The sequence below is a fragment of the Massilia sp. CCM 8734 genome, assembly GCF_011682155.1.
Taxonomy (GTDB): domain Bacteria; phylum Pseudomonadota; class Gammaproteobacteria; order Burkholderiales; family Burkholderiaceae_D; genus Telluria_A; species Telluria_A rubra.
In genome coordinates, this window is sequence record NZ_WHJI01000024.1 from 47,183 (window position 1) to 72,563 (window position 25,381).

The 25,381-nt window shown below is 66.7% G+C and carries 21 protein-coding genes; 7 read left to right on the forward strand and 14 right to left on the reverse strand.

The window, feature by feature from the left end:
* The first annotated feature begins 8 nt into the window (after positions 1-8).
* Positions 9-1,067 (forward strand): alpha/beta hydrolase, encoded by a 1,059-nt coding sequence (locus tag F2P46_RS21225; protein ID WP_166893854.1) that lies wholly within the window; start codon positions 9-11, stop codon positions 1,065-1,067.
* 5 nt (positions 1,068-1,072) lie between these two features.
* Here F2P46_RS21225 and F2P46_RS21230 read toward each other — a convergent pair whose 3' ends face one another.
* The 9 genes from F2P46_RS21230 to F2P46_RS21270 form a co-directional block, all read right to left on the reverse strand.
* On the reverse strand, positions 1,073-2,590 hold the full coding sequence (locus F2P46_RS21230; RefSeq protein ID WP_166893856.1) for a response regulator: 1,518 nt from the start codon (positions 2,588-2,590) through the stop codon (positions 1,073-1,075).
* 8 nt (positions 2,591-2,598) lie between these two features.
* Positions 2,599-3,990: an ATP-binding protein gene (locus tag F2P46_RS21235; protein ID WP_166893858.1), complete on the reverse strand. Its 1,392-nt coding sequence runs from the start codon at positions 3,988-3,990 to the stop codon at positions 2,599-2,601.
* A complete protein-coding gene (locus F2P46_RS21240; RefSeq protein ID WP_306667702.1) occupies positions 3,990-5,006 on the reverse strand; it encodes an ATP-binding SpoIIE family protein phosphatase in 1,017 nt (338 codons plus the stop codon). The genes F2P46_RS21235 and F2P46_RS21240 overlap by 1 nt, the downstream gene beginning before the upstream one ends.
* On the reverse strand, positions 5,003-5,419 hold the full coding sequence (locus F2P46_RS21245) for an anti-sigma regulatory factor (protein ID WP_368737938.1): 417 nt from the start codon (positions 5,417-5,419) through the stop codon (positions 5,003-5,005). Before F2P46_RS21245 ends, F2P46_RS21240 begins: the two co-directional genes overlap by 4 nt.
* Before the next feature lie 28 nt (positions 5,420-5,447).
* Positions 5,448-5,804, reverse strand: coding sequence for an STAS domain-containing protein (locus F2P46_RS21250; RefSeq protein WP_166893867.1), 357 nt, complete (start codon positions 5,802-5,804; stop codon positions 5,448-5,450).
* Between the two features lie 3 nt (positions 5,805-5,807).
* Positions 5,808-6,674 (reverse strand): STAS domain-containing protein, encoded by an 867-nt coding sequence (locus F2P46_RS21255; RefSeq protein WP_166893869.1) that lies wholly within the window; start codon positions 6,672-6,674, stop codon positions 5,808-5,810.
* A 414-nt stretch (positions 6,675-7,088) separates the two neighbouring features.
* Positions 7,089-8,810, reverse strand: a complete 1,722-nt coding sequence (locus tag F2P46_RS21260) for a methyl-accepting chemotaxis protein (protein WP_166893871.1) — start codon at positions 8,808-8,810, stop codon at positions 7,089-7,091.
* 122 nt (positions 8,811-8,932) lie between these two features.
* Positions 8,933-9,454, reverse strand: coding sequence for a GNAT family N-acetyltransferase (locus F2P46_RS21265; RefSeq protein ID WP_166893873.1), 522 nt, complete (start codon positions 9,452-9,454; stop codon positions 8,933-8,935).
* 16 nt (positions 9,455-9,470) lie between these two features.
* Positions 9,471-10,745, reverse strand: coding sequence for an amidohydrolase family protein (locus tag F2P46_RS21270; RefSeq protein ID WP_166893875.1), 1,275 nt, complete (start codon positions 10,743-10,745; stop codon positions 9,471-9,473).
* A 229-nt stretch (positions 10,746-10,974) separates the two neighbouring features.
* Here F2P46_RS21270 and F2P46_RS21275 point away from each other — a divergent pair, with 229 nt between their 5' ends.
* From F2P46_RS21275 to F2P46_RS21285, 3 genes are all read left to right on the forward strand, one after another.
* The gene (locus tag F2P46_RS21275; RefSeq protein ID WP_166893877.1) at positions 10,975-11,751 is read left to right on the forward strand and encodes a phasin family protein; all 777 of its coding nucleotides are present in this window, start codon (positions 10,975-10,977) and stop codon (positions 11,749-11,751) included.
* 110 nt (positions 11,752-11,861) lie between these two features.
* On the forward strand, positions 11,862-13,613 hold the full coding sequence (locus F2P46_RS21280; RefSeq protein WP_166893879.1) for an ABC transporter transmembrane domain-containing protein: 1,752 nt from the start codon (positions 11,862-11,864) through the stop codon (positions 13,611-13,613).
* Complete coding sequence (locus tag F2P46_RS21285) at positions 13,603-15,387, forward strand: ABC transporter transmembrane domain-containing protein (protein ID WP_166893881.1); 1,785 nt, start codon at positions 13,603-13,605, stop codon at positions 15,385-15,387. Before F2P46_RS21280 ends, F2P46_RS21285 begins: the two co-directional genes overlap by 11 nt.
* Before the next feature lie 181 nt (positions 15,388-15,568).
* Here F2P46_RS21285 and F2P46_RS21290 read toward each other — a convergent pair whose 3' ends face one another.
* Together F2P46_RS21290 and F2P46_RS21295 are read right to left on the reverse strand one after the other, a co-directional pair.
* The gene (locus F2P46_RS21290) at positions 15,569-17,125 is read right to left on the reverse strand and encodes a hypothetical protein (RefSeq protein WP_166893883.1); all 1,557 of its coding nucleotides are present in this window, start codon (positions 17,123-17,125) and stop codon (positions 15,569-15,571) included.
* Positions 17,125-17,991, reverse strand: coding sequence for an ABC transporter ATP-binding protein (locus F2P46_RS21295; protein WP_166893885.1), 867 nt, complete (start codon positions 17,989-17,991; stop codon positions 17,125-17,127). Before F2P46_RS21295 ends, F2P46_RS21290 begins: the two co-directional genes overlap by 1 nt.
* Positions 17,992-18,284: 293 nt before the next feature.
* On the opposite strand from F2P46_RS21295, the gene F2P46_RS21300 reads away from it, so the two are divergent.
* The gene (locus F2P46_RS21300) at positions 18,285-20,375 is read left to right on the forward strand and encodes a GGDEF domain-containing protein (protein WP_166893887.1); all 2,091 of its coding nucleotides are present in this window, start codon (positions 18,285-18,287) and stop codon (positions 20,373-20,375) included.
* Position 20,376: 1 nt separating this feature from the next.
* On the forward strand, positions 20,377-21,159 hold the full coding sequence (locus F2P46_RS21305; protein WP_166893889.1) for a hypothetical protein: 783 nt from the start codon (positions 20,377-20,379) through the stop codon (positions 21,157-21,159).
* A gap of 22 nt (positions 21,160-21,181) precedes the next feature.
* On the opposite strand, the gene F2P46_RS21310 is transcribed toward F2P46_RS21305, so the two are convergent.
* A complete protein-coding gene (locus F2P46_RS21310; protein ID WP_166893891.1) occupies positions 21,182-21,505 on the reverse strand; it encodes a hypothetical protein in 324 nt (107 codons plus the stop codon).
* 120 nt (positions 21,506-21,625) lie between these two features.
* Here F2P46_RS21310 and F2P46_RS21315 point away from each other — a divergent pair, with 120 nt between their 5' ends.
* A complete protein-coding gene (locus F2P46_RS21315) occupies positions 21,626-23,905 on the forward strand; it encodes a molybdopterin-dependent oxidoreductase (RefSeq protein ID WP_166893893.1) in 2,280 nt (759 codons plus the stop codon).
* A 12-nt stretch (positions 23,906-23,917) separates the two neighbouring features.
* On the opposite strand, the gene F2P46_RS21320 is transcribed toward F2P46_RS21315, so the two are convergent.
* Both F2P46_RS21320 and F2P46_RS21325 read right to left on the reverse strand, forming a co-directional pair.
* The gene (locus F2P46_RS21320; RefSeq protein ID WP_166893895.1) at positions 23,918-24,325 is read right to left on the reverse strand and encodes a hypothetical protein; all 408 of its coding nucleotides are present in this window, start codon (positions 24,323-24,325) and stop codon (positions 23,918-23,920) included.
* Between the two features lie 129 nt (positions 24,326-24,454).
* A complete protein-coding gene (locus tag F2P46_RS21325) occupies positions 24,455-25,381 on the reverse strand; it encodes a hypothetical protein (protein ID WP_166893897.1) in 927 nt (308 codons plus the stop codon).

Here is a 25,381-nt window from a genome sequence, read left to right on the forward strand (position 1 = left end):
AAGATGCAATGACACTGGCACGACTCACGCTGGCCGCGGCAAGCATGCTGCCGCTGGCCGCCAACGCCACCACGGTGCGCGTCCATTACGACAGTCCCAAAGGCGGTGTCGCCATCCGTGGCGAGAAGGGGCCGATGTCATGGTCCAAAGGCGCCGCCGCAAACAGCGGCGACGGCAAGGTCTGGACCTACACCTGGCCGGACGAACTGGGCGAGGTGCTCATGAAACCGGCCCTCGGCGACGACAAGGTGGCCATCGGAGGCGCCTACAGGCTCGCCGCCGGCAGCACGCGCGACATCTATCCCTTCTTCGGCGCGCCCTTCGGCAAAGTGAAGATCATCCCCGACTTCGCCTCGCCGCAGCTCAAGAACAGCCGCAAGCTGCGCATCTACCTGCCGCCGAGCTACGACGAGAACCGCGCCAAGCGTTATCCGGTGCTGTACATGCACGACGGCCAGAACCTGTTCGACGCCAGGACGGCCGCCTTCGGCGTCGAATGGGGCATCGACGAAACGGTCAACCGGCTGGTGGCCACCGGCGTGATGGAAGAGATCATCGTGGTCGGCATCGACAACACGCCCGCGCGCGTGGACGAATACACGCCCTGCTGCGACCCGCAGTACGGCGGCGGCCAGCTCGACACCTACCAGCGTTTCGTGCTCGACACGGTCAAGCCGTACATCGACAGCACGCTGCGCACCCTGCCCGGCAAGGAATCGACCGCCATCATGGGCTCGTCCCTTGGCGGCATCGCCTCGGTCTCGATTGCGCAGAAAAATGCGGCGGTGTTCTCGAAAGCGGCGTCGCTATCGGGCTCGTTCTGGTGGAACAAAGAGGCGCTGGTGACAACGCTGCCGCCACGCCTGCCGGTGAAGTTTTATCTCGACGCCGGAACGGTGAAGGATGGCCTGGAAGAGACCATCAAGATGCGCGACGCCCTGCAAAAGCAAGGCTACCGGCAAGATGCCGACCTGTTTTACCTCGTCGCCGAAGGCGCCACCCACAACGAAAAGTCGTGGGCCGCGCGCGTCGACAAACCGCTGGCGTGGTTCTTCCCCTGGCAGTAACCGAGTTAGCGCTTGCGGCGCTGCAGGTCGAGCGACGTGACCTTGGCAAAATCGATCGGCTTGACGATATGGTCGTCGAAGCCGGCCTCCATGGCCTGCTCGCGGTCGCGCGCCTGGCCGTAGCCGGTCAGCGCAACGAGCACCGCATCGTCCATGGTGGGCAGCGCGCGCATTTTGGCCGCCACTTCATAGCCGCTCATGTCGGGCAGGCCGATATCGAGGAACACGTACGTCGGCTTGAACTCCGCCGCGCGATCGAGCGCCTGCTGTCCGTTGTAAGCGACCTTCACATCGTGGCCGCCGATGCCGAGCAGCTCGGCCAGCATGTCGGCCGCATCGACGTTATCGTCCACCACCAGGATGCGCGTGGCGGCGGCGTCGGCGCCCGCCACGTTTGCGTCAGCGGCGCCGCTGCCGATGGCGTCGATCGGCAGGCGCACCTCGAATACGCTGCCCTGGTCCACGCCGGGGCTCGACGCGCTCACTGTCCCGTGATGCAGGGTCACCAGCGTGCGCACCAACGACAGGCCGATGCCCAGGCCGTCCTGCACCCGGTCCGGCGTAAAGCCATCTTGCGCGAACAGGTCGAAAATGTAATCGAGCTTGCCGGCGGCGATGCCGATGCCGTTGTCCGCCACGCGAATCAGGATTTCTTGCCCCGTCACTTCAGCCGTGAGCTTGACGACCCCGCCCGGCGGCGTGAACTTGAACGCGTTATGCAGCAGGTTGCCGACGATTTGCGCCAGCCGCACGTGGTCGCCGCTGAGCCACACTTCATGCGCCGGCAGCGCCACTTCCAGGCGCTGGTTGCGGCTCTCGGCGATGTGCGCCACCGACTCGCGCGCGCTGCCGATGAACGTTTTCAGCTCCACCCGCTCTTCGTGCAGCGTGATCTTGCCTTTTGAAATACGGGCCACGTCGAGCAGGTCTTCGACCAGCCGCACCAGGTGGCCGGTGTGGCGCAGGATGGTCTGGCGCGCCTTGTCCTGGCGTTCCGGCACGTTCGGGTCGAGACGGCACAAAAGCTCGACCGCGTTGCGGATCGGTCCCAGGGGATTGCGCAGTTCATGCGCCAGCGTGGCCAGAAATTCGTCCTTGCGACGGTCCACGTCGCGCAACTCGCGCTCGACCTGGCCCAGGCGCAGCAGCGCCTTGACGTTGGCGACCAGTTCTTCCGGTTCGATCGGCTCGAACAGGTAGTTGTCGGCGCCGCCTTCGAGCGCGCGGATCTTGTCGGCCACGCCGATGTACGACGCCGACGTTTGCAGCACCAGCACGGGGCGGGTGTCGGGATCGTCCTTGAGCAGGCGGCACACTTCGAAGCCGTTAATGTCGGGCAGCTTGACGTCGAGCAGGACCAGGTCCGGCTTGTCTTCGCGCGCGCGCAGCAGGGCCGAGGTGCCGTCGGTGGCCTCGATCACCCGGAAACCGGCACGCGTGAGAATGCGCGACTTGGCGTAGCGTGCGCCCTCGCTGTCGTCGACGTTGAGGATCAATGAACCGGCAAATGGAATGGACTGCATGGTGGACCTCAATCCGGATTATGTAAATATGACGTTACCGGGGCGTCGTCCCGGTCCGCCATGGGCGTGAGCGGGACCGACACCCAGAATACCGAACCGGCGCCCGCTACGCTGTCGACGCCAACCGCCCCGCCCAGCAGGTCGGCCAGCTTGCGGCACAGCGGCAAGCCGAGCCCGGTGCCCTTGACACGCGTCTGCAAGCGGTTTTCGATCTGGCTGAATTCCTCGAAGATGAACGCCTGGTCGCAGGCGGCGATTCCCAGACCGGTATCGGCCACGCTGAAGTGCATCATACCCTGCTCCGGCAGCAAGGCCGCACGGACCGCGATGTCGCCCTGCTCGGTGTACTTGATCGCATTCGAAATGAAGTTGCGCAGTATTTGCGCCAGCTTGCCCTGGTCGCTGCACAGCGCCATCCCGGCCGGGGGTTCATGAAAGGTCAGCGCGACGGTCGAACCGCCCAACAAGGGCCGCAGCAGGCCGCGCAAGGTGCTGAACATGTCGGCCACCGAGAAGCGCTCGGGCCGCACATCGACCTTGCCAGCCTCGATCTTGGCCAGGTCGAGCAGGTCGTCGACCATCTCGTTAAGGGCGATCGTGCCTTGCAGGATGTAGCGGACCTGCTTTTCCTGCTCTTCCGACAGCTCGCCGTCGGCGCGCGCCAGCAGCAGCTTGGACAGCGCCCGGATCGAACTGAGCGGCGTGCGGAATTCGTGGCTCATGTTCGACAGGAAGCGCGACTTGGCCTGGTCGGCGCGGCGCAGGTGCTCGGCCTTCTCGTCGAGCTCCGCGTACAGCACCTTGACGGCGCGGTTGTTCTCTTCGAGCTCGCGCGTGAGGGCCAGCAGTTCTTCCTGGCGCGCCTTGAGCTCATCGAGCGTGCCGAGCAGTTCCTGGTTCTGCTGCTGCACTTCTCCCAGCATCGAATCGGGCGCCAGCGCGTTGAGGTGAGCGCACATGTCGCCCACCATGCGCGCCGTCATGCACGGCGCATCGGCGGCAAAGCGCTTCTGCAGCACGATCCGGGTGCCGCTGCCGGGCGCGGAGCGGATCTCGCACAGGTCCATCAGGCGGCGCGCGCCCAGAATGCCCAGGCCCATGCCGGTGGCCGACTGGTAGCCCCCGGACAGCACCAAATCCAGGTCGGCGATACCGGGACCCTGGTCGTCGATGCGGATCTGCAGCGCCTGGGCGCCGTCGGTATCTTCGATCGAAAACTCGACCCTGCCGCCGTGCGCATAATTGAAGACGTTACGGGCCAGTTCCGACACCGACGTCGCAATGCGCACCTGATCCTGCATGGCGAAGCCGCACAGCACCGCGATCTCGCGCGCGCGCTGGCGCGCCCCGACCACATCGAGCTCGGTGCCGATGGCGATCTTGAGAATCCGCAGCGACATTACGCCAGCTCCCGCTCACGCACTACCAGCACGCTGGCGTCATCGCGCTGGCGCGCAAAATCGCGGTACAGCACCGCCGCGATCAGGCCCGGATGGCGGAATACCAGGCCGGGATAGGCATCGAGGTCCCAGCGCGTTCCCAGGCCGTCCGAATGCATGATCAGCATGGCCCCGGGCGCCCAGGGATGGCTGAACTTCTGTACCTTGCGCAGGTTGCTGCCGACGATGCCGTTGTGCGACATCAGGTGGCGGCGCGCCGCGCCGTCGAAAATGCAGCCGGCGATATTGCCGATGCCCGCAAACGTCAGCTCGCCGGCATCGCAATCGATGGCCGCAATCGCCACCGCCGCGCCACGGGTGCCGCGCAGCGCGCCGTGCGCCAGCTGCATCAGTTCCGACACGCCCACGGCGGGACGGTCGGCCACCAGCGCGACCGCCGCTTCCGAAGCGGCGGCCGCCTCCGGACCGTGGCCCAGGCCATCGGCCATGCCGACCGTCAGGCCCCAGCTGGCGAGGCCCACGTCCCAGGCGTCGCCGCAGACTTCCTCGCTGGGGATCGGCAGGCAGACCGCGCCCACTTCCCAGTCCGACACCGGCGCGCCGGCCGCGCCGCTCCATACCGTCATGAACAGCACCGTGCCCTGGCCTTCGACCGAATAGATATCGAATTCCGGCGCCAGGCGGCCAATGGCGCCCAGGCCCACGCCATAGGTGCCGACGGTGGAATTGCCGTCTTCCATGCGCAGCGCCACGTTGGCCATGCCGGGACCGCGATCGAGCGCGATCACTTCGACGCCGGCGCGCTCGCCCGCATGCAGCGCGCGCAGCAAAATCTCGCCTTCGCCGGCGTGCTTGACGATGTTGGTGGCCGCCTCGGTGATCACGATGGCCAACTGGCCGGCGCGCGTCTCGTCGAAACCGAGCTGGCGCGCCAGCGTGTTGCCGGCGCGGCGCGCCGCTGCAATCTCGCTCGATTCACCGACATGAAAGGTCGCCTGCCTGCCTAATCTGTTCAAAACAACTTCCATTTCGCGATGGTGACGGTGGTGCCTTTGCCTGGCGCGCTGTCGAGAATAAAGTCGTCGGCCAGGCGGCGCGCCCCGGACAGGCCCAGGCCCATCCCGCCGCCGCTGGTATAGCCGTCGGTAAGGGCCAGGTCGATATCGGCGATGCCGGGACCTTCATCGATGAAGCTGACCTGGATGCCGCGCTTGCCGCCGCGCTCGACCAGTTCGAGTTCGGCGCGCCCGCCGCCGCCGTAGCGCAGCGTATTGCGCGCCAGTTCGCTGGCGGCGGTGACCATCTTGGTTTGTTCGATCAGCGAAAACTTGAGCGCGACCATTTCGTCGCGCACCAGCTTGCGCAGGCGGACCACGTCTTCATCGGTGATCAGCGCTGCGTGGACCAGGCCTTCGGCAGCGGCGCTCACGGCACGCCCCGCCGCTGTACCACGGCGGTCATTCCCGTTCCTGCTGCAGCAGGGCCAGTCCGCGTTCCACATTCAGTGCGGTGCTCACGCCTTCGAGCGTCAGGCCCAGTTCCACCAGCGTGATCGCCACGGCCGGCTGCATCCCCACCAGCACCGTGCGGGCGTCGAGAATGCGGGCCATGGCCGCCGTATGGCTGATCATGCGGCCGATGAAGGAGTCGACGATGTCGAGCGCCGAAATATCGATCAGCACGCCGGTCGCGCGGTCCTTGACGATGCGCGCGGTCAGGTCGTCCTGCAGGGTCATGGCCAGGCGGTCGTGCATGTCGACCTGGATCGTCACCAGCAGCAGACGGCCCATTTTCAGGATCGGTATGCGTTCCATGGCTTAGCGCGCGTTTTGCGGATGGGTGATGGTCGAACCGGTGCGCTTGAGCGCGACCACGAAAGCGTCCGCCAGGGTGGCCTTGGTGACCACGTCTTCCAGGTTCACGCCCAGGTGCACGATGGTCTGTGCGATCTGCGGGCGGATGCCGCTGATGATGCAGTCGGCGCCCATCAGGCGCGCGGCGGCGATGGTTTTCAGCAGATGCTGGGCCACCAGGGTGTCCACGGTCGGCACGCCGGTGATGTCGATGATCGCGATCGAAGCGCCGGTATCGACGATTTTCTGCAGCAGGTTTTCCATCACCACCTGGGTGCGGGCGCTGTCGAGGGTGCCGATCAGCGGCAGGGCCAGCACGCCGTCCCACAACTGCACGACGGGGGTGGACAGCTCCAGCAGTTCCTGCTGCTGGCGCAGGATGACCTGCTCGCGCGCCTTCTGGTACACCTCGATGGTGAACAGGCCGAGGCGGTCGAACAGCGCGCTGGTGGTGGCGGTTTCCTCGACCAGCTGGATCGGATTGTCGGCCAGCGCGGTGCGCAGGTAGGCGAACAGCGGCTCTTTGAGGGCGAAGATGAAGCTGGCCGTCTCGATCGACGAGAAGCCCTGGCGCACGCGCGCCTGCGAGATCTCGGTGAGCATGTGGCGGGTATCGTCCCAGGCGGCGCCTTCGATATCGGTGGTGGCGCCGCGTTCGAGGGCGCGCACCAGCAGGGGCAGGAAACGGGTGGCTTGCTGGCGCAGTTCGGCCTCGGCGTTCTTGTCGCGGCGAATCATGCGCGTCATCAATCCCGACAACCACACTTCCAGCAGCTCATGTTCGAACTGGGTAATAATCAGGGCTAACTGGGTGCTTTTGTCGTTGCTCATTGGATCCTTAGGGATAGTTCGGCTGAGATTGGGAAGGCATATGCGGACCGGTCCCGGTCACGGCGATACCCCTGATATTATATAGATAGTCGACAACGTCCCGTGCACAATTAGTAAACCAACCGTAAACACAATACTCTCCACCAGCAGGGGTAGGAAGCCTGATTCCCCGAAGCGCGGCAAACGCCTACAACCGGGGTCAGAGCTTTATTTTGAAACATTTCCTCGTCCTGGCCAGCGTCTGAACCCAAGATCGTCAAAAAGCGCGACATCCGGCCATTTTTTGTATAAAAGCGACACCCTCACGGATAGCTGACGTAAAAAAACCGGGAATCTTCCCGGTTTTTTGGAACTATTTCGCGAAATGTTTCAAGTTAAAGCTCTGACCCCGGTTGGGGGCTCACGGTTGGGGGCTCAGAATTCTTCCCATTCCTTGTCGCCGGCGGCGACCGGGCGCGCCGGGGCGGCTTTGGCTTTGCCGGGCGCCAGCCGCACCGCCGCCGCGCGGGCCGCCGGGGCCGCCCGTTGCTGCGCGCCACGCGCCGCCGGGGCCGCCGCCACGTGCTTGTTGCTGATCTTGAACACGCTGACCGCTTCGGCCAGGCTGGCCGCCTGCTGCTTCATCGCTTCGGCCGCCGCTGCCGCCTGTTCAACCAGTGCCGCGTTCTGCTGCGTAACCGTGTCCATCTGGCTGATCGCATCGTTGATCTGGTCGATCCCCACGTTCTGCTCGCCACTGGCGACGGCAATCTCGCCAATGATCGCCGTCACCCGCTGTACGCTGGCAACGACTTCGTTCATCGTGTTGCCCGCCTGCCCCACCAGCTTGCTACCGGTTTCGACCTTGTCGACCGAGTCGCCGATCAGGGCCTTGATTTCCTTGGCCGCCGCCGCCGAACGCTGGGCCAGGTTGCGCACTTCCGACGCCACCACCGCAAAGCCGCGCCCCTGCTCGCCCGCCCGCGCCGCTTCCACCGCGGCGTTCAGTGCCAGAATATTGGTCTGGAAGGCAATCCCGTCGATCACGCCGATGATGTCCACGATCTTGCGCGACGATTCGTTGATCGAGCCCATGGTGTGGATCATCTGCGCCACCGCGTCGCCGCCGCGCACCGCCACCGTCGAGGCGTCGCTGGCAAGCTTGCTGGCCTGGCTGGCGTTCTCGCCATTCTGTTTCACGGTCGAGGTCAGTTCTTCCATGGCCGAGGCCGTCTCTTCAAGCGAACTGGCCTGCTCTTCGGTGCGGGCCGACAAATCCTGGTTGCCGTCGGCGATCTCGTTCGATGCGCTGGCAATCGCATCGGTGCCGGCGCGCACCTTGCCGACGATCGCGGCCAGGCTGTCGTGCATGTCCTTGAGCGACTTGAGCAGCATGCCGATTTCGTCGTTGCCGCGCGCTTCGATCGAGGTCGACAAGTCGCCGCTGGCGACGATGCGGGCGATATTGACCGCCTCATTCAACGGCCCGGTAATGCTGCGCACCAGCCACACCATGATCACCGCGCCCACCACCATCGTCACCAGCACGATCACCAGCAGTTCGATGCTGGCCAAGCGTTCGGCGGCGACCTGCTCCTTGTTCATGGCCGCCGTCAGCGCCCGCGCCTCGGTGCCGATATAGGTGACGATGGCGTCGATCTTCTGGGTCGGCTCGCGGTCCATGCCCTTGACCAGGTTGTCGATGTTTTTGTAGCTGTCCGGATTGGCGCCATCGAACTTTTGCAGCGCGCCCAGATAGTTTTTTCCCAGTTCGTCGGTGGCGCGGATGGCGTCGTCAACCAGGGGCGTTTTCAGCCCCAGCTCGCCGAGCAGGGAATTGACCTTGGCCAGATTGACCCGGGTGGTCTCGCCGCTCTTGCGGAACGAGGCGCTGTATTTTTCGAGCTGGGCCGCGTCCGAACCGCGCAGCAGGATATTTTTCCATTCCTGCACCTGGATCTTGAATTCGACCTGGGCGCCGCGCGCCGTGTCGACCGCTTCGGTGAGCTTGGTGGCGCGCTGCATCGCCAGCGCACTCTTGGCATTGGCGCCGGACAGCGCCGTCCAGGCGCCTATGCCCACCAACAATAATGCGGCAAAAAAGAAAACGCCGAGCGCACCGAGGCGCACGGCAATTCGGAGGTTGGCGAGTTTCATGGGCTCTCTCGGCTGGTTGGGGGACTTGGCGCAGCGCCTGTAAAGACGCTTGCTTTGCCAACCAATGATGCACTTGTGAAAGATAAAAAGAAATGCGTTTCAGTTAACTGACAACAAGTATTTCAGGCAGTTGCACACAGTTGCATCGCATACAGCCGGGTGCCGGGGTCTTCCGGTGTAAGGTGGACAATCTTGTCGAAACGCAGGCCGAGTTTTTCGAGCAGGGCGCCGGACGCCGTGTTGTGCGGCGAGGTGATCGCCAGCAGGCGCGCCAGTCCCAGGCGCTCGCGCGCGTACCCGACCACGGCGCGGGCCGCCTCGACAGCATAGCCCTGGCCGCGCCAGGCCGGCAGGAAGGCGTAGCCGAGGTCGACCTCGGGCAAGGTGTCGCGCTTGATCAGGCCGCACATGCCGATCGGCGCGCCGCTCTCCTTGTGCGCCACCAGCCAGATGGCGTGGCCCAGCACGGCCTGCATGCGCACCGGCCCATTGTCGATGTGCGCGCGCGCCGCGTCCAGCGTGCGGATGCCGCGGTCGCCGATGTGGAGCAGGAAATCGGGATCGTTGACCAGCTCCAGGTAGAACGGCGCATCGGCCGCTTCCACGGTGCGCAACACCAGGCGCGCGGTGTCGAGGATCTTCATCAGGGCGCTCCGAGGCTCAGCGTCCGAGGCGAAAATTCGTGCCGGCCGGGCGTCCCGGCAGGTGCAGGATCGCTTGCGCGCGCGGCGCCTCGCTCACCACCACGCCGCGCCGGATCACCATGCGCCGCGCCGCCCGCAGGCGGATCGCTTCGACCGTGCTGGCGGCGTCGAGCAGCACCAGGTCGGCGTGGCAGCCGGGCGCAATCCCGTAACCTTCCAGCCCGAGAATGCGGGCCGGGACCTCGGTCACCGCCAGGAAGCACTGGTGCATCGCCTCCTGCCCCGTCATCTGCGCCACGTGCAGGCCCATGTGCGCCACTTCCAGCATGTCGCCCGAGCCCAGGCTGTACCACGGGTCCATCACGCAGTCGTGGCCAAAGGCGACCTGCACGCCGGCGGCGATCAGCTCCGGTACGCGCGTCATGCCGCGCCGCTTGGGGTAGCTGTCGTGCCGTCCCTGCAGGGTGATGTTGATCAGCGGGTTGGCGATCGCCGCTACGCCCGCCTCGCAGATCAATGGCAGCAGCTTGCTCACATAATAGTTGTCCATCGAGTGCATCGAGGTCAGGTGCGAGCCGGCCACCCTGCCCTGCATGCCGAGGCGCTGCGTTTCGAACGCCAGCGTTTCGATATGGCGCGACATGGGGTCGTCCGATTCGTCGCAGTGCATGTCCACCCGCAGCCCCTGCCCGGCCGCATACTCGCACAGCAGGCGAACCGAGGCCGCCCCCTCGCTCATGGTGCGCTCGAAATGGGGAATCCCGCCCACCACGTCCACCCCCATCCCGATGGCGCGCTTGAGGTTGTCGAAGGCGGTAGCGCTGCGCAAAATCCCGTCTTGCGGAAACGCGACCAGTTGCAGGTCGAGATAAGGCGCCACCCGGCGCCGCACTTCCAGCAGCGCTTCCACCGCCAGCAGGCGATCGTCGCAAATGTCCACGTGCGAGCGAATCGCCAGCAGGCCGCGCGCCACCGCCCAGTCGCAGTACTGCATGGCGCGTTCGACCAGCGCGTCCTGGGTCAGGCCGGGTTTCAGTTCGCCCCACAGCGCGATCCCTTCGAGCAGGGTGCCCGAGCGGTTCACGCGCGGCAGGCCGTAACTCAAGGTGGCGTCCATGTGGAAGTGGGCGTCGACGAAAGGCGGCGTCACCAGGTCGCCGCCGGCGTCGATCTCGCGCGCGCCGCGCACCGCCAGTCCGGGACCGACGGCGGCGATGCGCCCGTTCTCGACCGCGATATCGATCTGATGGCGCCCGTCGGGCAGGCTGGCGTTGCGAAGTACGAGATCCATCGGGGACTCCTTGGGAACGGCGTTAACGGGCCTGCTGATTGTAGCGAATCGGGCCCGACTTGGGGCGCGCGGGCGCGTGTTTGTCATGCTGTCGTCATGCCAATAAGATAAATGCTGCATTGCAAGATATTTTCGTGAACACAGTTGAAAAATTGCTTTTCAAGGCTGGCAATCATGGATAGACTTAGCAATATTGCAGCGCGTCATAAAACACTTCCAAGGAACCCCAATGAGCAACCTTCCAGAACAGTTTTCCGCAGCACGCAAAGCCCAGCTCGAAGCCCAACTCGACGCTTTCCGCCATTTTTCCGGCAAAGCGGTAGAAAATACCGAGAAGCTGATTGCCCTGAACCTGAAAACGACGCGCGCCAGCGTCGAGAAATCGACGGCCGCCATCCAGCAGTTGCTGACCGCCAAGGACCCGCGCGACCTGTTTGCGCTCACCGCGCACAGCCGCGACGGTTTCGACACCCTGCTCGCCTACAGCCGCGCCCTGTTCGGCATCGCCGGCAGCGTGCGCGTGAATGCGCCCGGCTCGTCCATCTTGTCGGCCCTGGCCGCGCCAGCCGCAGTGCGCGAATCGGCCAACGACGAAGCCCATGGCGCCGACGACGAGGACTACAGCGAAGATTACGACGAACAAGCCGACGACGACAGCCAATCCGAATCCGCATCCGCGCGCGGCGTCGCGCCGGATTCGCACAACGTGCACGACGCGCGCGACGAGCCGATCATCGTCAGCCTGCGCGCGGCCGACGAACCCGAGGCCGATCCCTTGCCGCTGGCCGAGGCCACGCCGATCGCGCGCGCCGCCGCCAGCGTGGCCGCCGGCCCGGTGCACGACACGCCTGCCGCCGCGCCCCTGGCGGCCGACGACGCCATCCAGATCGACGTCTCCGGCATCAAGCCGGTCGACGCCACGCCGCCGACGGGCACCTATCCGGGCAAGCCGGGCAACGGCAAACTGGGCGAATCGTCCACCTCGAAAGGCGCGCGCAGGAAGTGATGGTACGGCCGTGGCACGGGCGGCCTCTGCGCCAAGTTGCCAAAAGTAGTAAATTGACGGGCTTCGGCCCGTTTTTTTCGTCCGGGCGCAACATCCAAGGAACGTATTCAATGACTTTATCGCGCCTCGTAGGCAGCTTCGTGCGCCGCCATTGGCGCTCGTATATCTCGTCGGCCTTCATGCTGGCCGGCGTGGCGGCCCTCACTGTCTGGATTCCGCGCAAGATCGGCGCCCTGATCGACGGCCTGGCCGCCCACAGCCTCACGCGCGACGGCCTGCTGCTGGGACTATTGCAACTGCTCGGCATGGGCGTGGCCATCTACCTGCTGCGGGTTGGCTGGCGCCTGCGCCTGTTCGCCGCGGCCTACCGGCTCGGGGTCGAACTGCGCACGCGTTTTTACGCGCGCCTGTCGGCCCAGGGGCCGGCCTTCTACCAGAAGCAGCGCACCGGCGACCTGATGGCGCTGGCCACCAACGACATCGACGCCATCGAAATGGCGGCCGGCGAAGCCATGCTGGCCGGCTTCGACGGCACCCTGACCCTGATCATGGTGCTGGGGATCATGACGCTCGGCGTCGACTGGCGCCTGGCCTGCGTAGCCCTGTTGCCCTTTCCGTTCATGGCGTTCGCATTCTGGCGCATCTCCAGCCATATCCACGTGGCGGCCACCGAGTCGCTGCAGCGTTTTTCGAGCCTGAACGACCATGTGCAGGAAGCCCTGTCGGGCGTGCGCACCCTGCGCGCGCTGGGCCTGGAACAGCGCAGCGCGACCCAATTTGGCGAACTGGCCGCGCGCGCCGCCGACGCCAGCCTGCGCGCGCAAAAATGGGAAGCCGCTTATGAGCCGGCCGTCGGCCTTACCCTCACCGCCGCCAGCGCGCTCACGCTCGGCCTGGGCGGCTACCTGGTGTGGCAAAACCAGCTCACCATCGGCGCGCTGACCAGCTTTTCCATGTACCTGGGCCAGTTGATCTGGCCGATGTTCGCAGCCGGCTGGGTGCTCTCGCTGATCGAACGCGGTCGCGCGGCGCTGGCGCGCGTGCAGCCCCTGCTCGAGACGCCCCTCTCGGTGGACGACCATGGCGAGCTCGCCACCCTGGCGCCCGGCCCGCTGGTGCTCGAGCATGTCGGCTACACCTACAGCGGCCAGGCCATCGCCGCGCTGGCCGATATTTCGTGCAGCCTCGCGCCCGGCCAGACCCTGGGCCTGGTGGGGCCGACCGGCTCCGGCAAGTCGACCCTGCTGCGCGTGCTGCTGCGCCAGGCCACGCCGCAGGCCGGCAGCGCCACCTGGGGCGGCCAGCCGCTGGCCGGCTACACCCTGGCCACCTTGCGCGCGGCGATCAGCTGGGTGCCGCAGGAGTCGTTCCTGTTCTCGGCCACCATCGCCGAAAACATCGCGCTGGCCCGGCCCGACGCCTCGCGCGCGCAGATCGAACACGCGGCCCACATGGCAGCCATCGACGAAGATATCCTGCGCTTCCCGCAAGGGTACGACACGCCGGTGGGCGAGCGCGGCATCACCCTGTCGGGCGGCCAGCGCCAGCGCGTGGCGATCGCCCGTTCTCTGCTGGCCGACAGCACCCTGCTGCTGCTCGACGACGCCCTCTCGGCGGTCGATACCGGCACCGAAACGCGCATCCTCGAGCACCTGGAGGAACTACGGCGCGCGCGCCCCGAGCGCAGCGTGATCATCGCCAGCCACCGCCTGTCGGCGGTGGTCAATGCCGACTTCATCGTGGTGCTGCGCGACGGCCGCATTACCGAATCGGGCACCCACGAGGCCCTGCTCGAACGCGACGGCTGGTACGCCAGCCAGTGGCGCTATCAACAACTGGAGGCCAGCCTCGATGCAATCTGATACCACCGCCAAAGCCATGCCGGCGCAGGCCGCGCAAGCGATCGGCCTGTTGCGCCGCGCCGCCCAACCCGACCGCCGGCATTTGCTGTGGGCGACCCTGTGGCTGATTCTCGCGGCCGGCCTGGAAGTGATCGGCCCGATCCTCGGCAAGGCCCTGATCGACGAACACCTGCTGCCGCGCCACCTCGATTTTCCGCGCATGGCCATGCTGCTCGGCGCCATGCTGGTGAGCGGCTGGATCGCCAGCTGGCTGCGCTACCTGCAACTGGTGCGCCTGTCCGGCCTGGCCATGCGTTCGGTGCAACGCCTGCGCGAATGGGTGTTCGGCCACGTGCTGCGCCTGCCGATGGCGTTTTTCGATCGCGCCATCACCGGCCAGTTGATCAGCCGCGTGACCAACGACACCGAGGCCGTCAAGACGCTGTACATCCAGGTGCTGTTCGTGATCCTCGACAGCAGCATCGTGCTGGTCGGGACCATGATCGCCATGGCCTGGCTGGACTGGCGCCTGATGCTCATCGTGCTGGCCCTGGTGCCGGCGGTGGTGGTCATCGTGTTCGTCTACCAGCGCCTGTCGGCGCCGGCGGTGACCCGCGCGCGCGCCCTGCGCAGCGACATCAACGGCCAGATCGCCGAATCGATCGGCGGCATGAGCGTGCTGCAGGCGAATAACGCGCAAGAACGCTTCGGCGCGCGCTTCGGCGCCACCAACGAGGCGCACTACAAGGCGCGCCTGGCCGAACTGCGCGCCAACGCCTTTTTGCTGCGCCCCGCGCTCGACCTGCTCAATGTGATCCTGCTGGCGGTGGTGATCTACAGCTTCGGGCGGCGCGAGATGAACGCGGTCGAAGTCGGGGTGCTGTACGCCTTCATCAGCTACATCGCGCGCGTGGTCGAGCCGATGATCCAGATTACGATGCAGTTCAGCGGCCTGCAGCAAGCCGTGGTGGCGACCGCGCGCGTGTCGGCCTTGCTGGGCGAAGCCGGCGCGCCGGAACACGACAGCGGCCGTGCGCCGCCTCCCGAGGCGGGGGCGCCGGACGCGCCGGCGGTGCGCATCCGCGATCTCACCTTCGGCTACGCGCCCGGCCAGGACGTGCTGCACGGCCTGAACCTGGACGTGCGGCAGGGCGCCTTCTTCGGCATCGTCGGCCACACCGGCAGCGGCAAGTCGACCCTGCTGTCGCTGCTGCTGCGCTACTACCCGTCGCGCCCCGGCGCCATTGAAGTGAACGGCCAGCCGCTGGCGGCCATCGACAACGAGCGTTTCCGCTCCGAGGTGGGACTGGTGCCGCAGGATCCCTTCCTGCTGGCGGCGTCGGCGCGCGAGAACATCGACATGGGACGCGGCCTGTCGCAGCAAGCCATCGAAACGGCGGCGCGCGCGGCCCATGCGCACGACTTCATCGCCGCGCTGGAAGACGGCTACGATACGCCGCTCGGCGAAAGCGGCTCGCGCCTGTCGACCGGCCAGAAACAGCTGATCGCGATTGCGCGCGCGCTGGCCGGCCAGCCGCGCATTTTGCTGCTCGACGAAGCGACCTCGCATATCGACAGCGCCACCGAGCAAGTGGTGCAGGAGGCCTTGAACGAACTGCGCGGACGGGTGACCATCATCGCCATCGCGCACCGCCTCTCGACCATCCGCGAGGCCGACCGCATCGTGGTGCTCAATCACGGCCGCATCTCGGAAGCCGGCTCGCACGACGAGTTGATGCAGGTCGACGGCGGCCTGTACCAGCGCCTGTACCTGTTGCAGCAACTGGCGGCGTAGGGTCTGTCTGTCTGAGTCGTAGCGAGAGCTGCGATTGTTTCGTCGTTCCCGCGCAGGCGGGAACCCAAGTTCGCGCAAAAGCCTCTGGCGACTCTACGAACTTGGATTCCCGCCTTGCGCGGGAACGACGTGTCGAAGCTATCGAAATAGAATATGTTCGCGTTGTTTAGTCAGACCGACCTTAGCGCGCCAGGCGGCTGGCGTTGTACAGGTAGCCGCCGGCCAGCGCCAGCGCGCCCACCAGCGCGTACAGCGCCACCGAGTGCAAGTTGGCCGCACCATTGAAGCCCACCGCGTCGATCCTCGGCGCGCCGGTCGCGTTGAGCGCTACGTAGAACCCGAACAGGAACAGCGACAGGAACAGGCGCGCCGTCCTGCCGCAGCGGCCGAACAGGCTGGCCAACGCCGACAGGCTGGCCACGCCCACCACCAGCGCCAGTACCCGCAGCGGCTGCGTGAAGGTCCAGCGCAGCGCCACCGGCCCCATGAACATCAAGCCAAGCAGCACGCTGGCGGCATACTGGCGCAGGTAGCGCAAGGCCACCCCGCCGCTCACCGTGCCGCTCAGGTCTTCGGTGGCGGCCGCGTAGTCGCGGGTACTGATGTCGCCCACCAGGATGCCCCAGAACGCCACCGCCGCCATCAGCACCGCCGGCAGGGCGTTCACCGGTGCGAATACGGCGGCGCCCGCACACAGGACAAACGCCAGCAGCGCGGAGGGGGCGATGACGAAGGTCAGCGCGAGGTCGGCCAGCACCTGGCCGGCCAGCCCCGGCACGCGCGCGGCCAGCGCCAGCAAGGGATTGGCCAGCACGGCCAGCGGGCGCAGGGCCGCGTTGAGCAGTGCCAGCGGCGTGCGGCGCAGGCGCGCGCGCCCGGGCTTGACCCGGTCCGGCGAATAGCGGTGGAACAGCCACCAGGCCGGCAGCAGCGGCGCGAGCGCCAGCACGGCGCACGCCGCGCGCAGCCCCATCATGCGCGCGCTCCACAGCAGCGGCGGCAGCGACACCGGCGCCAGCGCGGCGTCGAAAGGGCTTGAGCCGATCGAGAAATCGGCGCCGGTCACAAACCCGTGCACCGCCGCCACCGCCACCGCCAGCCCCGAAAAATCGAACACCATCAGCGCCTGGACCTCGCCGCTGCCGCTTTGCGTCATTAACACCAGCTGCGCCACCCACAGCACGAAGAACAGCACGTCCCCGCCCTTGCCCATCAGCGGCGCCCAGCTGTCGAACAGGATCGCGCAACTGGCCGCGAACAGCACCATCGGCGCCATCAGCAGCACGTAGGTTTGCAGGTAGACCAGCGGTTCGAGCGGACCATCGCCGCGCAGCGCGTGCAGCACCAGCATGGTGAGCATGAAGGCGGCCACCAGGGCGCCAAGATAGGCGCAGGCGCCCAGCCAGCGCCCGGCCAGGAACAGCGCGCTGCCGACCGGCGTGGCGCCGATCACGCCGCCGATGCCGCTGCGCAGGTCTTCGCTCATGCGCCCGCGCACCAGGTAAAAACCGCCAAGGCCGAACAGCAAGGCGCCCAGGGTGGCGCTGCCCAATGCCAGCGCGGAACTGGTGTACAGCACGCGCGCCTTGTTAAACACCAGCAGCGCATTGCCGCTGGCGGGGTCGGCGATCATCGCCCAGCTCACCGCCACCACCGCCAGCAGCGCCACCATGGTCGAGGTGCGCCGCATGCGCAGGCGTACCTCGTTGAGCGCCAGCGCGCGCAGGATGAAGAGCATTACGCCGCCTCCTTCAATGCGTGGCGCTGGGCGACGAGCGCTTCTTCCAGGGTCGGTTCGGCCACGCGTGCGCCGGCGCACGGCGAGACGCCGTGCACGATGCGCAGCGCCACCTGCTCGCCCTCGCGCTGCGCGTGCAGCACAGTCACCCTGGCGCGCAGCAGTTCGTAGTCGGCCGCGCCGACATTGGCCGACCAGATGCGCCCGCGCGCCTGCTCGAGCAGGGTGCGCGGCGTTTCGCAGGCGATCAGTTTGCCCGCGTCCATGGTGGCCAGCCGGCTGGCGATGGTTTCGACATCGGACACGATGTGGGTCGACATGATCACCAGCTTGGTCGATCCGAGTTCGCCCAGCAGGTTGCGAAAGCGCAGGCGCTCCTCGGGATCGAGGCCGGCGGTGGGCTCGTCAACGATCAGGATGTCGGGGTCGTTCAGCAGCGCCTGGGCGATGCCGAGGCGGCGCCGCATGCCGCCCGAGAACGAGGCCGCCGGGCGCCTGGCCTGTTCGTGCAGGTTGACCAGTTCGAGCAGGTGCTTGACGCGGCCCGGGTCGCGCACGCCCTTGAGGGCGGCGAAATACTGCATGAATTCGAGGGCCGACAGATTCGGGTACACGCCGAAGTCCTGCGGCAGGTAGCCGAGCCGGCGCCGGATGTGCTGCGGGCGCGCCACGATATCGACGCCGTCGAACAGGATCTGGCCGCTGCTTGGGCGCGTGAGCGTGGCGATCATCTGCATCAGGGTGGTCTTGCCGGCACCATTGTGGCCGATCAGGCCGACCACGCCGTGTTCCAGCGACAGGCTCACGGCATCGACCGCGCGCACCTTGTTAGCAAATGTTTTGACCACATTGCGCAGTTCAAGCATGGTGTTTCCTGACATGTTGATAGATGGGCTTGTACGGAATGTAAGCCAAACGCGCGGCGCCGGGCGGCAAATGCGACAGACGGCAAAATCGCGGTCATCAAGCGCCGTCGATGGCGTCGTATCGGACCAACACTTCCATGCCAAAGCGTCATCGAAACACACGTGCCTGCCATTTAAATGTGCATTTAGAGGCACAATCTGAGTGCCGGTGGAACTTTCCCGCCTGCAACAAGAATATAATTGACCGCAGTTTTCCCGTTCGGAAAGCACCGGTTTTCACATGAGGGAACGTGATGTTGGCAGGTTTATCAGACACCCCGCCGGGCCGCCAGGTCCGCGTGCTGCTGGCATCGCTATGCCTGGTATCGGGTCTCGCCCAGGCCCAGCATCCGGCGCTCGATGCGCGCCTGGTGGAGATCCGCGAAATCAACCGCTACGTTCCGCCCAAGGCGCTGGGCGCGCTGCGCCGGATCGAAACCGAGGCGCGCGCCGCGCCGGTGCACACCAAGGCCGATTTCCTGGTCCAGCTGTGCCTGGCCCTGCGCGGCATGAACCAGGTGCCCGAAGCGCTGGCCGCGGCCGAGGAGCTGATCGCCTTCGGGCGCGACACGAAGGACAATGTGGTCAAGGCCAAGGGGCTGCTGACCAAGGCTTACGTGGTTTCGCGCATGGACCAGCTGGCGCTGTCGCACCAACTGGCGTGGGAGGGCGAGAAGATCGCCAACACCACCGACGACATGGCACTGCGCGTGCAGGCCGCGATCACTTCCGGCCAGGCCTACGCGGAAGACGGCAATTTTCCGGCCGCGATGGGCAAGATGCAGACCGCGCTGACCCTGGCGCGCCAGTACGGCCAGCCGATCCCCAAGGTCCAGGCGCTCAATTCGCTGGCCATCCTGTACGGCCAGTTGAACGAGCATGACAAGGGTTTCGAGGCGCTGGAAGAAGCCACCGCGCTGGCCGAGCAAACCAATTCGCCGGGGCGCCTGGCGACCCTGAAGGATACCGAATACGGCCTGGCGGTCGAGACCAACCAGCCGCAGCGCGGCCTGCGCGCCCTGCTGGCGGGGCTCGAGTACGAGCGCCAGATCGGCGCCGAGGCGATGATCGCCGGGTCGCTGGTGAACCTGTCCGACAGCTACCTGAAGCAGCACGATTATGCGCGCACCCTGTCGTACGCAAACCAGGCCTTGAAGGCGGGGCGCAGCCTGAACGACGACAGCACCGTGGCCACCGCGCACCTGAACCTGGGCCAGGCGCACCTGGGCCTGGGCAGCCTGGTCGAGGGCAAGCGCCATTTCGACATGGGCCTGGCCTGGTACGAAAAGGTCGGCGACAAGCCGGAATTGCAGGAAGTGCTGATGGAATACGGCGCCGCGCTCGAACGCGCCGGCGACATGGCGGGCGCGGTCAAGGCCTATCACCGCGAGCGCGCGCTGTCGAACGAGCTGTTCGAAAAACGGCGCCAGAAAGCCACGCTCGAACTGCAGGAAAAGTACGAGACCGAAAAGAAGCAGCGCCAGATCGAACTGCTGAGCCGCGAAAACCAGCTCAAGACGACCGAAATCGACAACCGCCGCCTGCAGCAGCGCGTATGGTGGCTGCTGGCGGTGGTGTTTGCGCTGGCCGCGCTGGTGGTCGGCATCCTGTACCGCAAGGTGCGCCACGCGAATGCCCAGCTCAAGGTCAAGAACCTGGAACTGAAGCAGCAAAGTTCGCGCGATCCGCTCACCGGTTTGTACAACCGGCGCCACTTCCAGGAGTTCATGCGCGGCCACCTGCAGGTGGAAAAACGTGGCGCCGGCACCTCGGGCGAGGAAATCGTCGGCGCCCTGTTCCTGCTCGACGTCGACCACTTCAAGCACGTCAACGACAGCCATGGCCACGCGGCCGGCGACGCTGTGCTGAAAATGATCGCCGACAGCCTGCGCGACATACTGCGCGAGACCGACATGATCGTGCGCTGGGGCGGCGAAGAATTCCTCGCCTTTTTGCCGGCCATCCCGCGCAGCGGCGTCGAGGAAATCGCACGGCGCCTGTTGACCGGGATTTCGCAGCAGGGCATCGGCTACCAGGACAAGCGCCTGTCGGTGAACGTGTCGATCGGCTTTGCGCCCTTTCCGCTGGTGCCGGGCAACGATGCGCTGCCATGGGAACGCGCCGTCAACCTGGTCGACATGGCGCTCTACCTGGCCAAGGCGCACGGGCGCAACCGCGCCTACGGCGTGCGCGGCTTCGCCAACTTCGAAAAGACCACGATGGAAAACATCGAGCAGGATCTCGAGCGCGCCTGGGGCGCCGGCTACGTCGACATGTCGATTGTGCTCGGCACCTGGCCGGAATCGAAAAACGCGGCCACGCCGCCGAAGCTGACCATCGTCTGACATGCCGTCCATGCACGCCTCGTTCGCCAGGCTCGGATTGGGCCAGGACGCCGACACGCGCACGGTGCGGCGCGCCTATGCGCGTGAACTCAAGAGAATCGACCAGGAACGCGACGCCGCCGGTTTCCAGTACCTGCGCGAGGCCTACGAACTGGCGCTGGCGTGGGCCGCGCAGGCGGCCGAACGGGTGCTGGAGTACGGCGCGCAGCCCCAGCCGCTGTTGCCCGACACCGGGCGCGCCGACCCGCAGCATCTGTGCGACCTGGCCATTGCGCAGTATCGGGCCGCGCTGGCGCGCCTGACGCAGGCGCAGACGGCCGGCGACGAAGCGTCGTGGCGGCGCGAGATGCAACGCATCCTCGACGGCGACGCCATGATCAACCTGTGCGCGCGCGCCCTGTTCGAGGAAGTCATGGCGCACCTGCTGGCGGCCGGCTGGAAGCCGGGCCACGAAACGCTGCTGCCGGTGGCGGCCAGCCTGTTCGACTGGGCTGGCGACAGGCGCCGCCTGCTGCGCTTCGGCGCGGCCGGGTCGCTGGTCGAGCGCGCCGTGGGCGAACTGGCGCTGTTCAATGCCGCCGGCGACCCGGAACTGGGACGGCGCCGGCGCGTGCTCGAGCGCCTGCGCAAGCCGGCGCCACCCGCCCCCGAACAGCTGATGCGGGACCTGCCGTGGCTGGACCAGATGCTCGAACGCTTTCCGAACATGGTGGCGCTGGTCGTGAGCGTGGACGCCGTCGACGACTGGCGCGCCGGCAACGCCGGCCGGCGCGGGGCGGCCTGACAGCGGGCTTGCCGCGGCGTGCCTATTTGCGCGCCGATTCCTGGATCTTCTCGCCCGCCTGTTCCACCTTCTTGCCGACGTTCTCGGTGGCCCGGTCCAGTCCCTTGCTGGCGTCCAGGGTCGCTTCGTCGATCTTGTCGCCGGTGGCCTTGGCCGCATCGGTGATCTTCTTGCCCGCTTCCTCGGCCTTGTCGACGTTGGCCTTCAGGTTGGCGCCGACGGTGTCGCCGGCTTTATCGATATTGGCGCCGGCCTTCTGCGCCGGTCCCATGCCCTGCTCGTCCTTGTGGCAGCCGGCCAGCGCGGCGAGCATCATGGCGCAGCCGATGAGCGATGTGATTTTCATGATTTCCCCTACGGTTGTTGTTGCTCAGTAGCATACACCGGCGCCCGACATTTCGGTTGACAGTCAGGCGCCGAATGCACACAATCGCACGACCGTTCGATTTTTTGGAAAGTGCTCGCCATGACCTTGTCCGCCCCCCTGCCTACCGCCGTGCCTACCGCCGTGCCTACCGCCGTGCCCACCGCCGTGCCCTCCACCAGCGCGCACCGCATTTGCCCGTTTTGCGAAGCTTGCTGCGGGCTTGAACTCGACCTCGAAGAGAACAAGGTGGTGCGCATCCGCGGCGACGCCAACGACGTGTTCTCGCATGGCTTTTTGTGTCCCAAGGCGATCGGCCTGAAAGACCTGCACGACGATCCCGACCGCCTGCGCACCCCGCTGATCAAGCGCAATGGCGTATTCGAACCAGCCACCTGGGACCAAGCCTACGCCGAAATCGAACGCCGTCTGCCGCCAGTCATTGCCGCCGGCGGCGCCAACGCCGTGGCCACGGTGCTGGGCAACCCGGTGTCGCACAAAATGAGCCTGCTGCTGTACTTCCCGCGCCTGGCGCGCGCGCTCGGCACGCGCAATCTGTTCTCGGCGTCGAGCGTGGACCAGGTGCCGAAGATGCTCTCAAGCGGATTGATGTTCGGCAGCTGGCTGTCGGTGCCGGTGCCGGACATCGAGCGCTGCGATTTTCTGCTCATATTGGGCGCCAACCCGATGGTCTCGAACGGCAGCCTGTGGACCGTGCCGGACTTTCGCGGCAAGGCCAAGGCCCTGCGCGCGCGCGGCGGCCAGCTGGTCGTGGTCGATCCGCGCCGCACCGAAACGGCCGACGTGGCCGATGCCCACCACTTCATCCGCCCCGGCGCCGATGTCTTCTTTTTGCTGGGGATCGCGCACGCGCTGTTCGACGAACAACTGGTGCGCCTTGGCCGGCTGGCTGAACACACCGTGGGCCTGGAACAGTTGGAGGAGGCGGTGCGCGAGTACGCGCCCGAACTGGTGGCGGCGCGCTGCGGCATCGAGGCGGCCAGCATGCGCCAGCTGGCGCGCAGCCTGGCCAACACCCCGCGCGCGGCCATCTACGGCCGCATCGGCACCTGCACCCAGCAATTCGGCACCTTGTGTTCGTGGCTGATCGATGCGATCAACGTGCTGACCGGGCACCTGGACCAGGAAGGCGGCGCCATGTTCCCGAAAGCGGCCGCGTTTTCGGCCAACACGCGCGGCGCGCCGGGCATCGGGCGCGGCGTGGTTACGGGGCGCTATCGCTCGCGCGTCTCGGGCGCGGCCGAAGTATCGGGCGAACTGCCGGTGACCTGCCTGGCCGAAGAAATCGACACGCCCGGTCCCGGCCAGGTACGCGCGCTCATCGCCATCGCCGCCAATCCGGTGCTGTCGGCGCCAAACGGGGCGCGCCTGGCCCGTGCGCTCGACGGGCTCGACTTCATGGTCAGCCTCGATATCTATCTGAATGAAACCTCGCGCCACGCCGACGTAATCCTGCCGGGCGTCCCGCCGCTGGAGGACGCGCATTACGACGTCAGCTTCACCCAGTTCTCGCACCGCAATCACGCCCGCTTCAGCGCGCCGGTGCTGGCGCGCGCGCCGGATCAGCCGCACGAATGGCAAAGCATGATGCGCATCGCCGCCATCGTCAACGGACTGGGCGCGGCGGCCGACATCGACGCGCTCGACGACGAGCACATGCAGGAAGACCTGGCGCGCGTGGCCGGTGCGGCGGCGCCCGCGCTGATGGCGGCCTTGGGTAGCGCGCGCGGCGCCGAACGCATGCTCGACCTGGCGCTGCGCAGCGGCCCGTACGGCGACCAGTTCGGCAAAAATCCGGACGGGCTGACCCTGGCGCGCCTGAAGGCGGCGCCGTCCGGCATCGACCTGGGGCCGATGACCAGCCGCATTCCGGAAGCGCTGCGCACGCCCTCGGGCAAGATCGAACTGGCGCCGCAGCTGCTGCTCGACGACCTGGCGCGCGCCAGGGCCGACCTGCGCGCGCCGGCGCCGGACCTGGTCATCGTCGGGCGCCGCCAGCTACGCTCGAACAACAGCTGGATGCACAACCTGCCGGTGCTGGCCAAGGGCGCCTACCGCTGCACGGCGCTGGTCCATCCGCTTGACGCGACCCGCCTTGGCCTGCTCGATGGCGCCATGGCGCAGATCCGCAATGGCGAACGGATGATCGAGGCGCAGGTGGAGATATCGGCGCAGATGATGCCGGGCGTGGTCAGCCTGCCGCATGGCTGGGGCCATGACCTGGAAGGCACGCACATGCGGGTGGCGGCCGAACGGCCGGGGGTGAACCTGAACGCGCTGTTGGACGAGAACCTGCGCGACCCCTTGTCGGGCAACGCGGTCTTGTCGGGAATTGCGATCGAGATGCGCCCGCTGCTGTGAAGCCGCTTGCGCTCAGCGCAGTTCGACCGCGTATTCGACCGGGACCTGTTCGACGAAGCGCATGACCTGGTTATCGCGTTTGCCGCGTGCGACCCTGGCCGGCGCATCGGCGCCGCGCGCCCGCGCGCTGGCGGCGTTGGCACCGCCCGCCGCGCCTGGCGTGCGCGCGAGCGTCACCCAGCGTTCCACGCCGGCCGCCACTTCATCGTTCTGGCGCGCGGCATCGATGCTCCACTGGCTCGCGCGGAACTGGGCATAGCATTTTTCCCACGCCCGCACCTGGTCGTCGATGCGGCGCGCGGCCTGGATCGATACCGATTTGTCGGGAAACTCGGGCGTGACGCAATCGAAGCTGGCAGCTTGCACCGATGCTGCGCCGCAGGCCAGCGCCAGCGATGGGAAAATTCTGCTGAGAGCCATCGACGTCTCCGGTGAAGTGGAAAACGTGATCGTAGACCAAGAAGCAACATTTCTGCAAGAACTTTGGAAATCTTTACAAAAAAGATACATGTCTGACGAGTTACCGCGCGCTGCGCGCCTGAATTGTACTTACATGCAGCGGTCGTTGATCCACTCGCGTCCCGCCCCCACGCAATGCCGCATGTCCGTGAGCAGGCGGTCGGCGTGCTTTTTGAAGGCGGCGCATTCGCGGCTGCCGTCGACCATGGCGATGCAGGTTTCCAGCTTGTCGGAGGCGGCCTTGTAATTGCCCTGCGCCAGTTCACGCTCCGCTTCGGCGATCAGGTTGCGCGCCGACTGGCCGGCCGGGCGTTCGATCACAGGCCGTTCCACCACCGGCGCCTCGGGTTTGAGCGGCACGGCCGGCGTGTCGCGTTTGGGCGCGCTCTTGGCCTTGGCGCCGCGCGTGCGTTTGCGCTCGCAGGCACTGGCGGCCGCGCCGATCGACGACTGCAGGCGGTCAAGCTGGGCCTCGCTGGCCTTGTCGCGCCTGAGCGCGTCCAGTTCGGCCCTGGCCTCCTTGATATTGCAATCCTCGGCCTGCAAAATCGCCTGCTCGATGCGCGCCTCGAACTTCTTCGGCTCCGGCCTGGCCATGAACCAGATGCCAGCCAGGACAGCGAGCGCCATCAGCCAGTAACGCAGGCGGATCGGTTTGCGCAGCGCCGGCCCGGAGGGCGCGGCGCGCGGCACGGCTTTGGGCGGCGCCGGAGGGACGGCGGCGGCGGCCGGACCGGGGATCGGAGGAGGCGGAGCGGCGGCGGTGGCGGGGCCGGGCCTGGCCGGCGCAATCGGCACTTCCTGCACGAACGCCGGCGCTTCGACCGCTGGCGCGACGTAGGCCGCCACCCGCGGCGCGGGCACGGGCACAGGCTCGCTCACGGCGGCGGACGCCGGCCGCAACGCGCCCTCGTGCTGGGCGGCGCCGCAGTACGGGCAAAAATCGACCCGGCGCGGCATCGGGCGCGCGCAGGCGGCGTGGATGCAGCGGTAGATCACTTGGTCTTGCAGGTTCAT

Bases quoted from the DNA above. Each gene is read 5' to 3' on its own strand.
- F2P46_RS21225 (WP_166893854.1), top strand. From the start codon at position 9: ATGACACTGGCACGACTCACGCTGGCCGCGGCAAGCATGCTGCCGCTG.
- F2P46_RS21230 (WP_166893856.1), bottom strand. From the start codon at position 2,590: ATGCAGTCCATTCCATTTGCCGGTTCATTGATCCTCAACGTCGACGAC.
- F2P46_RS21235 (WP_166893858.1), bottom strand. From the start codon at position 3,990: ATGTCGCTGCGGATTCTCAAGATCGCCATCGGCACCGAGCTCGATGTG.
- F2P46_RS21250 (WP_166893867.1), bottom strand. From the start codon at position 5,804: ATGGAACGCATACCGATCCTGAAAATGGGCCGTCTGCTGCTGGTGACG.
- F2P46_RS21255 (WP_166893869.1), bottom strand. From the start codon at position 6,674: ATGAGCAACGACAAAAGCACCCAGTTAGCCCTGATTATTACCCAGTTC.
- F2P46_RS21260 (WP_166893871.1), bottom strand. From the start codon at position 8,810: ATGAAACTCGCCAACCTCCGAATTGCCGTGCGCCTCGGTGCGCTCGGC.
- F2P46_RS21265 (WP_166893873.1), bottom strand. From the start codon at position 9,454: ATGAAGATCCTCGACACCGCGCGCCTGGTGTTGCGCACCGTGGAAGCG.
- F2P46_RS21270 (WP_166893875.1), bottom strand. From the start codon at position 10,745: ATGGATCTCGTACTTCGCAACGCCAGCCTGCCCGACGGGCGCCATCAG.
- F2P46_RS21275 (WP_166893877.1), top strand. From the start codon at position 10,975: ATGAGCAACCTTCCAGAACAGTTTTCCGCAGCACGCAAAGCCCAGCTC.
- F2P46_RS21280 (WP_166893879.1), top strand. From the start codon at position 11,862: ATGACTTTATCGCGCCTCGTAGGCAGCTTCGTGCGCCGCCATTGGCGC.
- F2P46_RS21285 (WP_166893881.1), top strand. From the start codon at position 13,603: ATGCAATCTGATACCACCGCCAAAGCCATGCCGGCGCAGGCCGCGCAA.
- F2P46_RS21290 (WP_166893883.1), bottom strand. From the start codon at position 17,125: ATGCTCTTCATCCTGCGCGCGCTGGCGCTCAACGAGGTACGCCTGCGC.
- F2P46_RS21295 (WP_166893885.1), bottom strand. From the start codon at position 17,991: ATGCTTGAACTGCGCAATGTGGTCAAAACATTTGCTAACAAGGTGCGC.
- F2P46_RS21300 (WP_166893887.1), top strand. From the start codon at position 18,285: ATGTTGGCAGGTTTATCAGACACCCCGCCGGGCCGCCAGGTCCGCGTG.
- F2P46_RS21305 (WP_166893889.1), top strand. From the start codon at position 20,377: ATGCCGTCCATGCACGCCTCGTTCGCCAGGCTCGGATTGGGCCAGGAC.
- F2P46_RS21310 (WP_166893891.1), bottom strand. From the start codon at position 21,505: ATGAAAATCACATCGCTCATCGGCTGCGCCATGATGCTCGCCGCGCTG.
- F2P46_RS21315 (WP_166893893.1), top strand. From the start codon at position 21,626: ATGACCTTGTCCGCCCCCCTGCCTACCGCCGTGCCTACCGCCGTGCCT.
- F2P46_RS21320 (WP_166893895.1), bottom strand. From the start codon at position 24,325: ATGGCTCTCAGCAGAATTTTCCCATCGCTGGCGCTGGCCTGCGGCGCA.
- F2P46_RS21325 (WP_166893897.1), bottom strand. From the start codon at position 25,381: ATGAACCTGCAAGACCAAGTGATCTACCGCTGCATCCACGCCGCCTGC.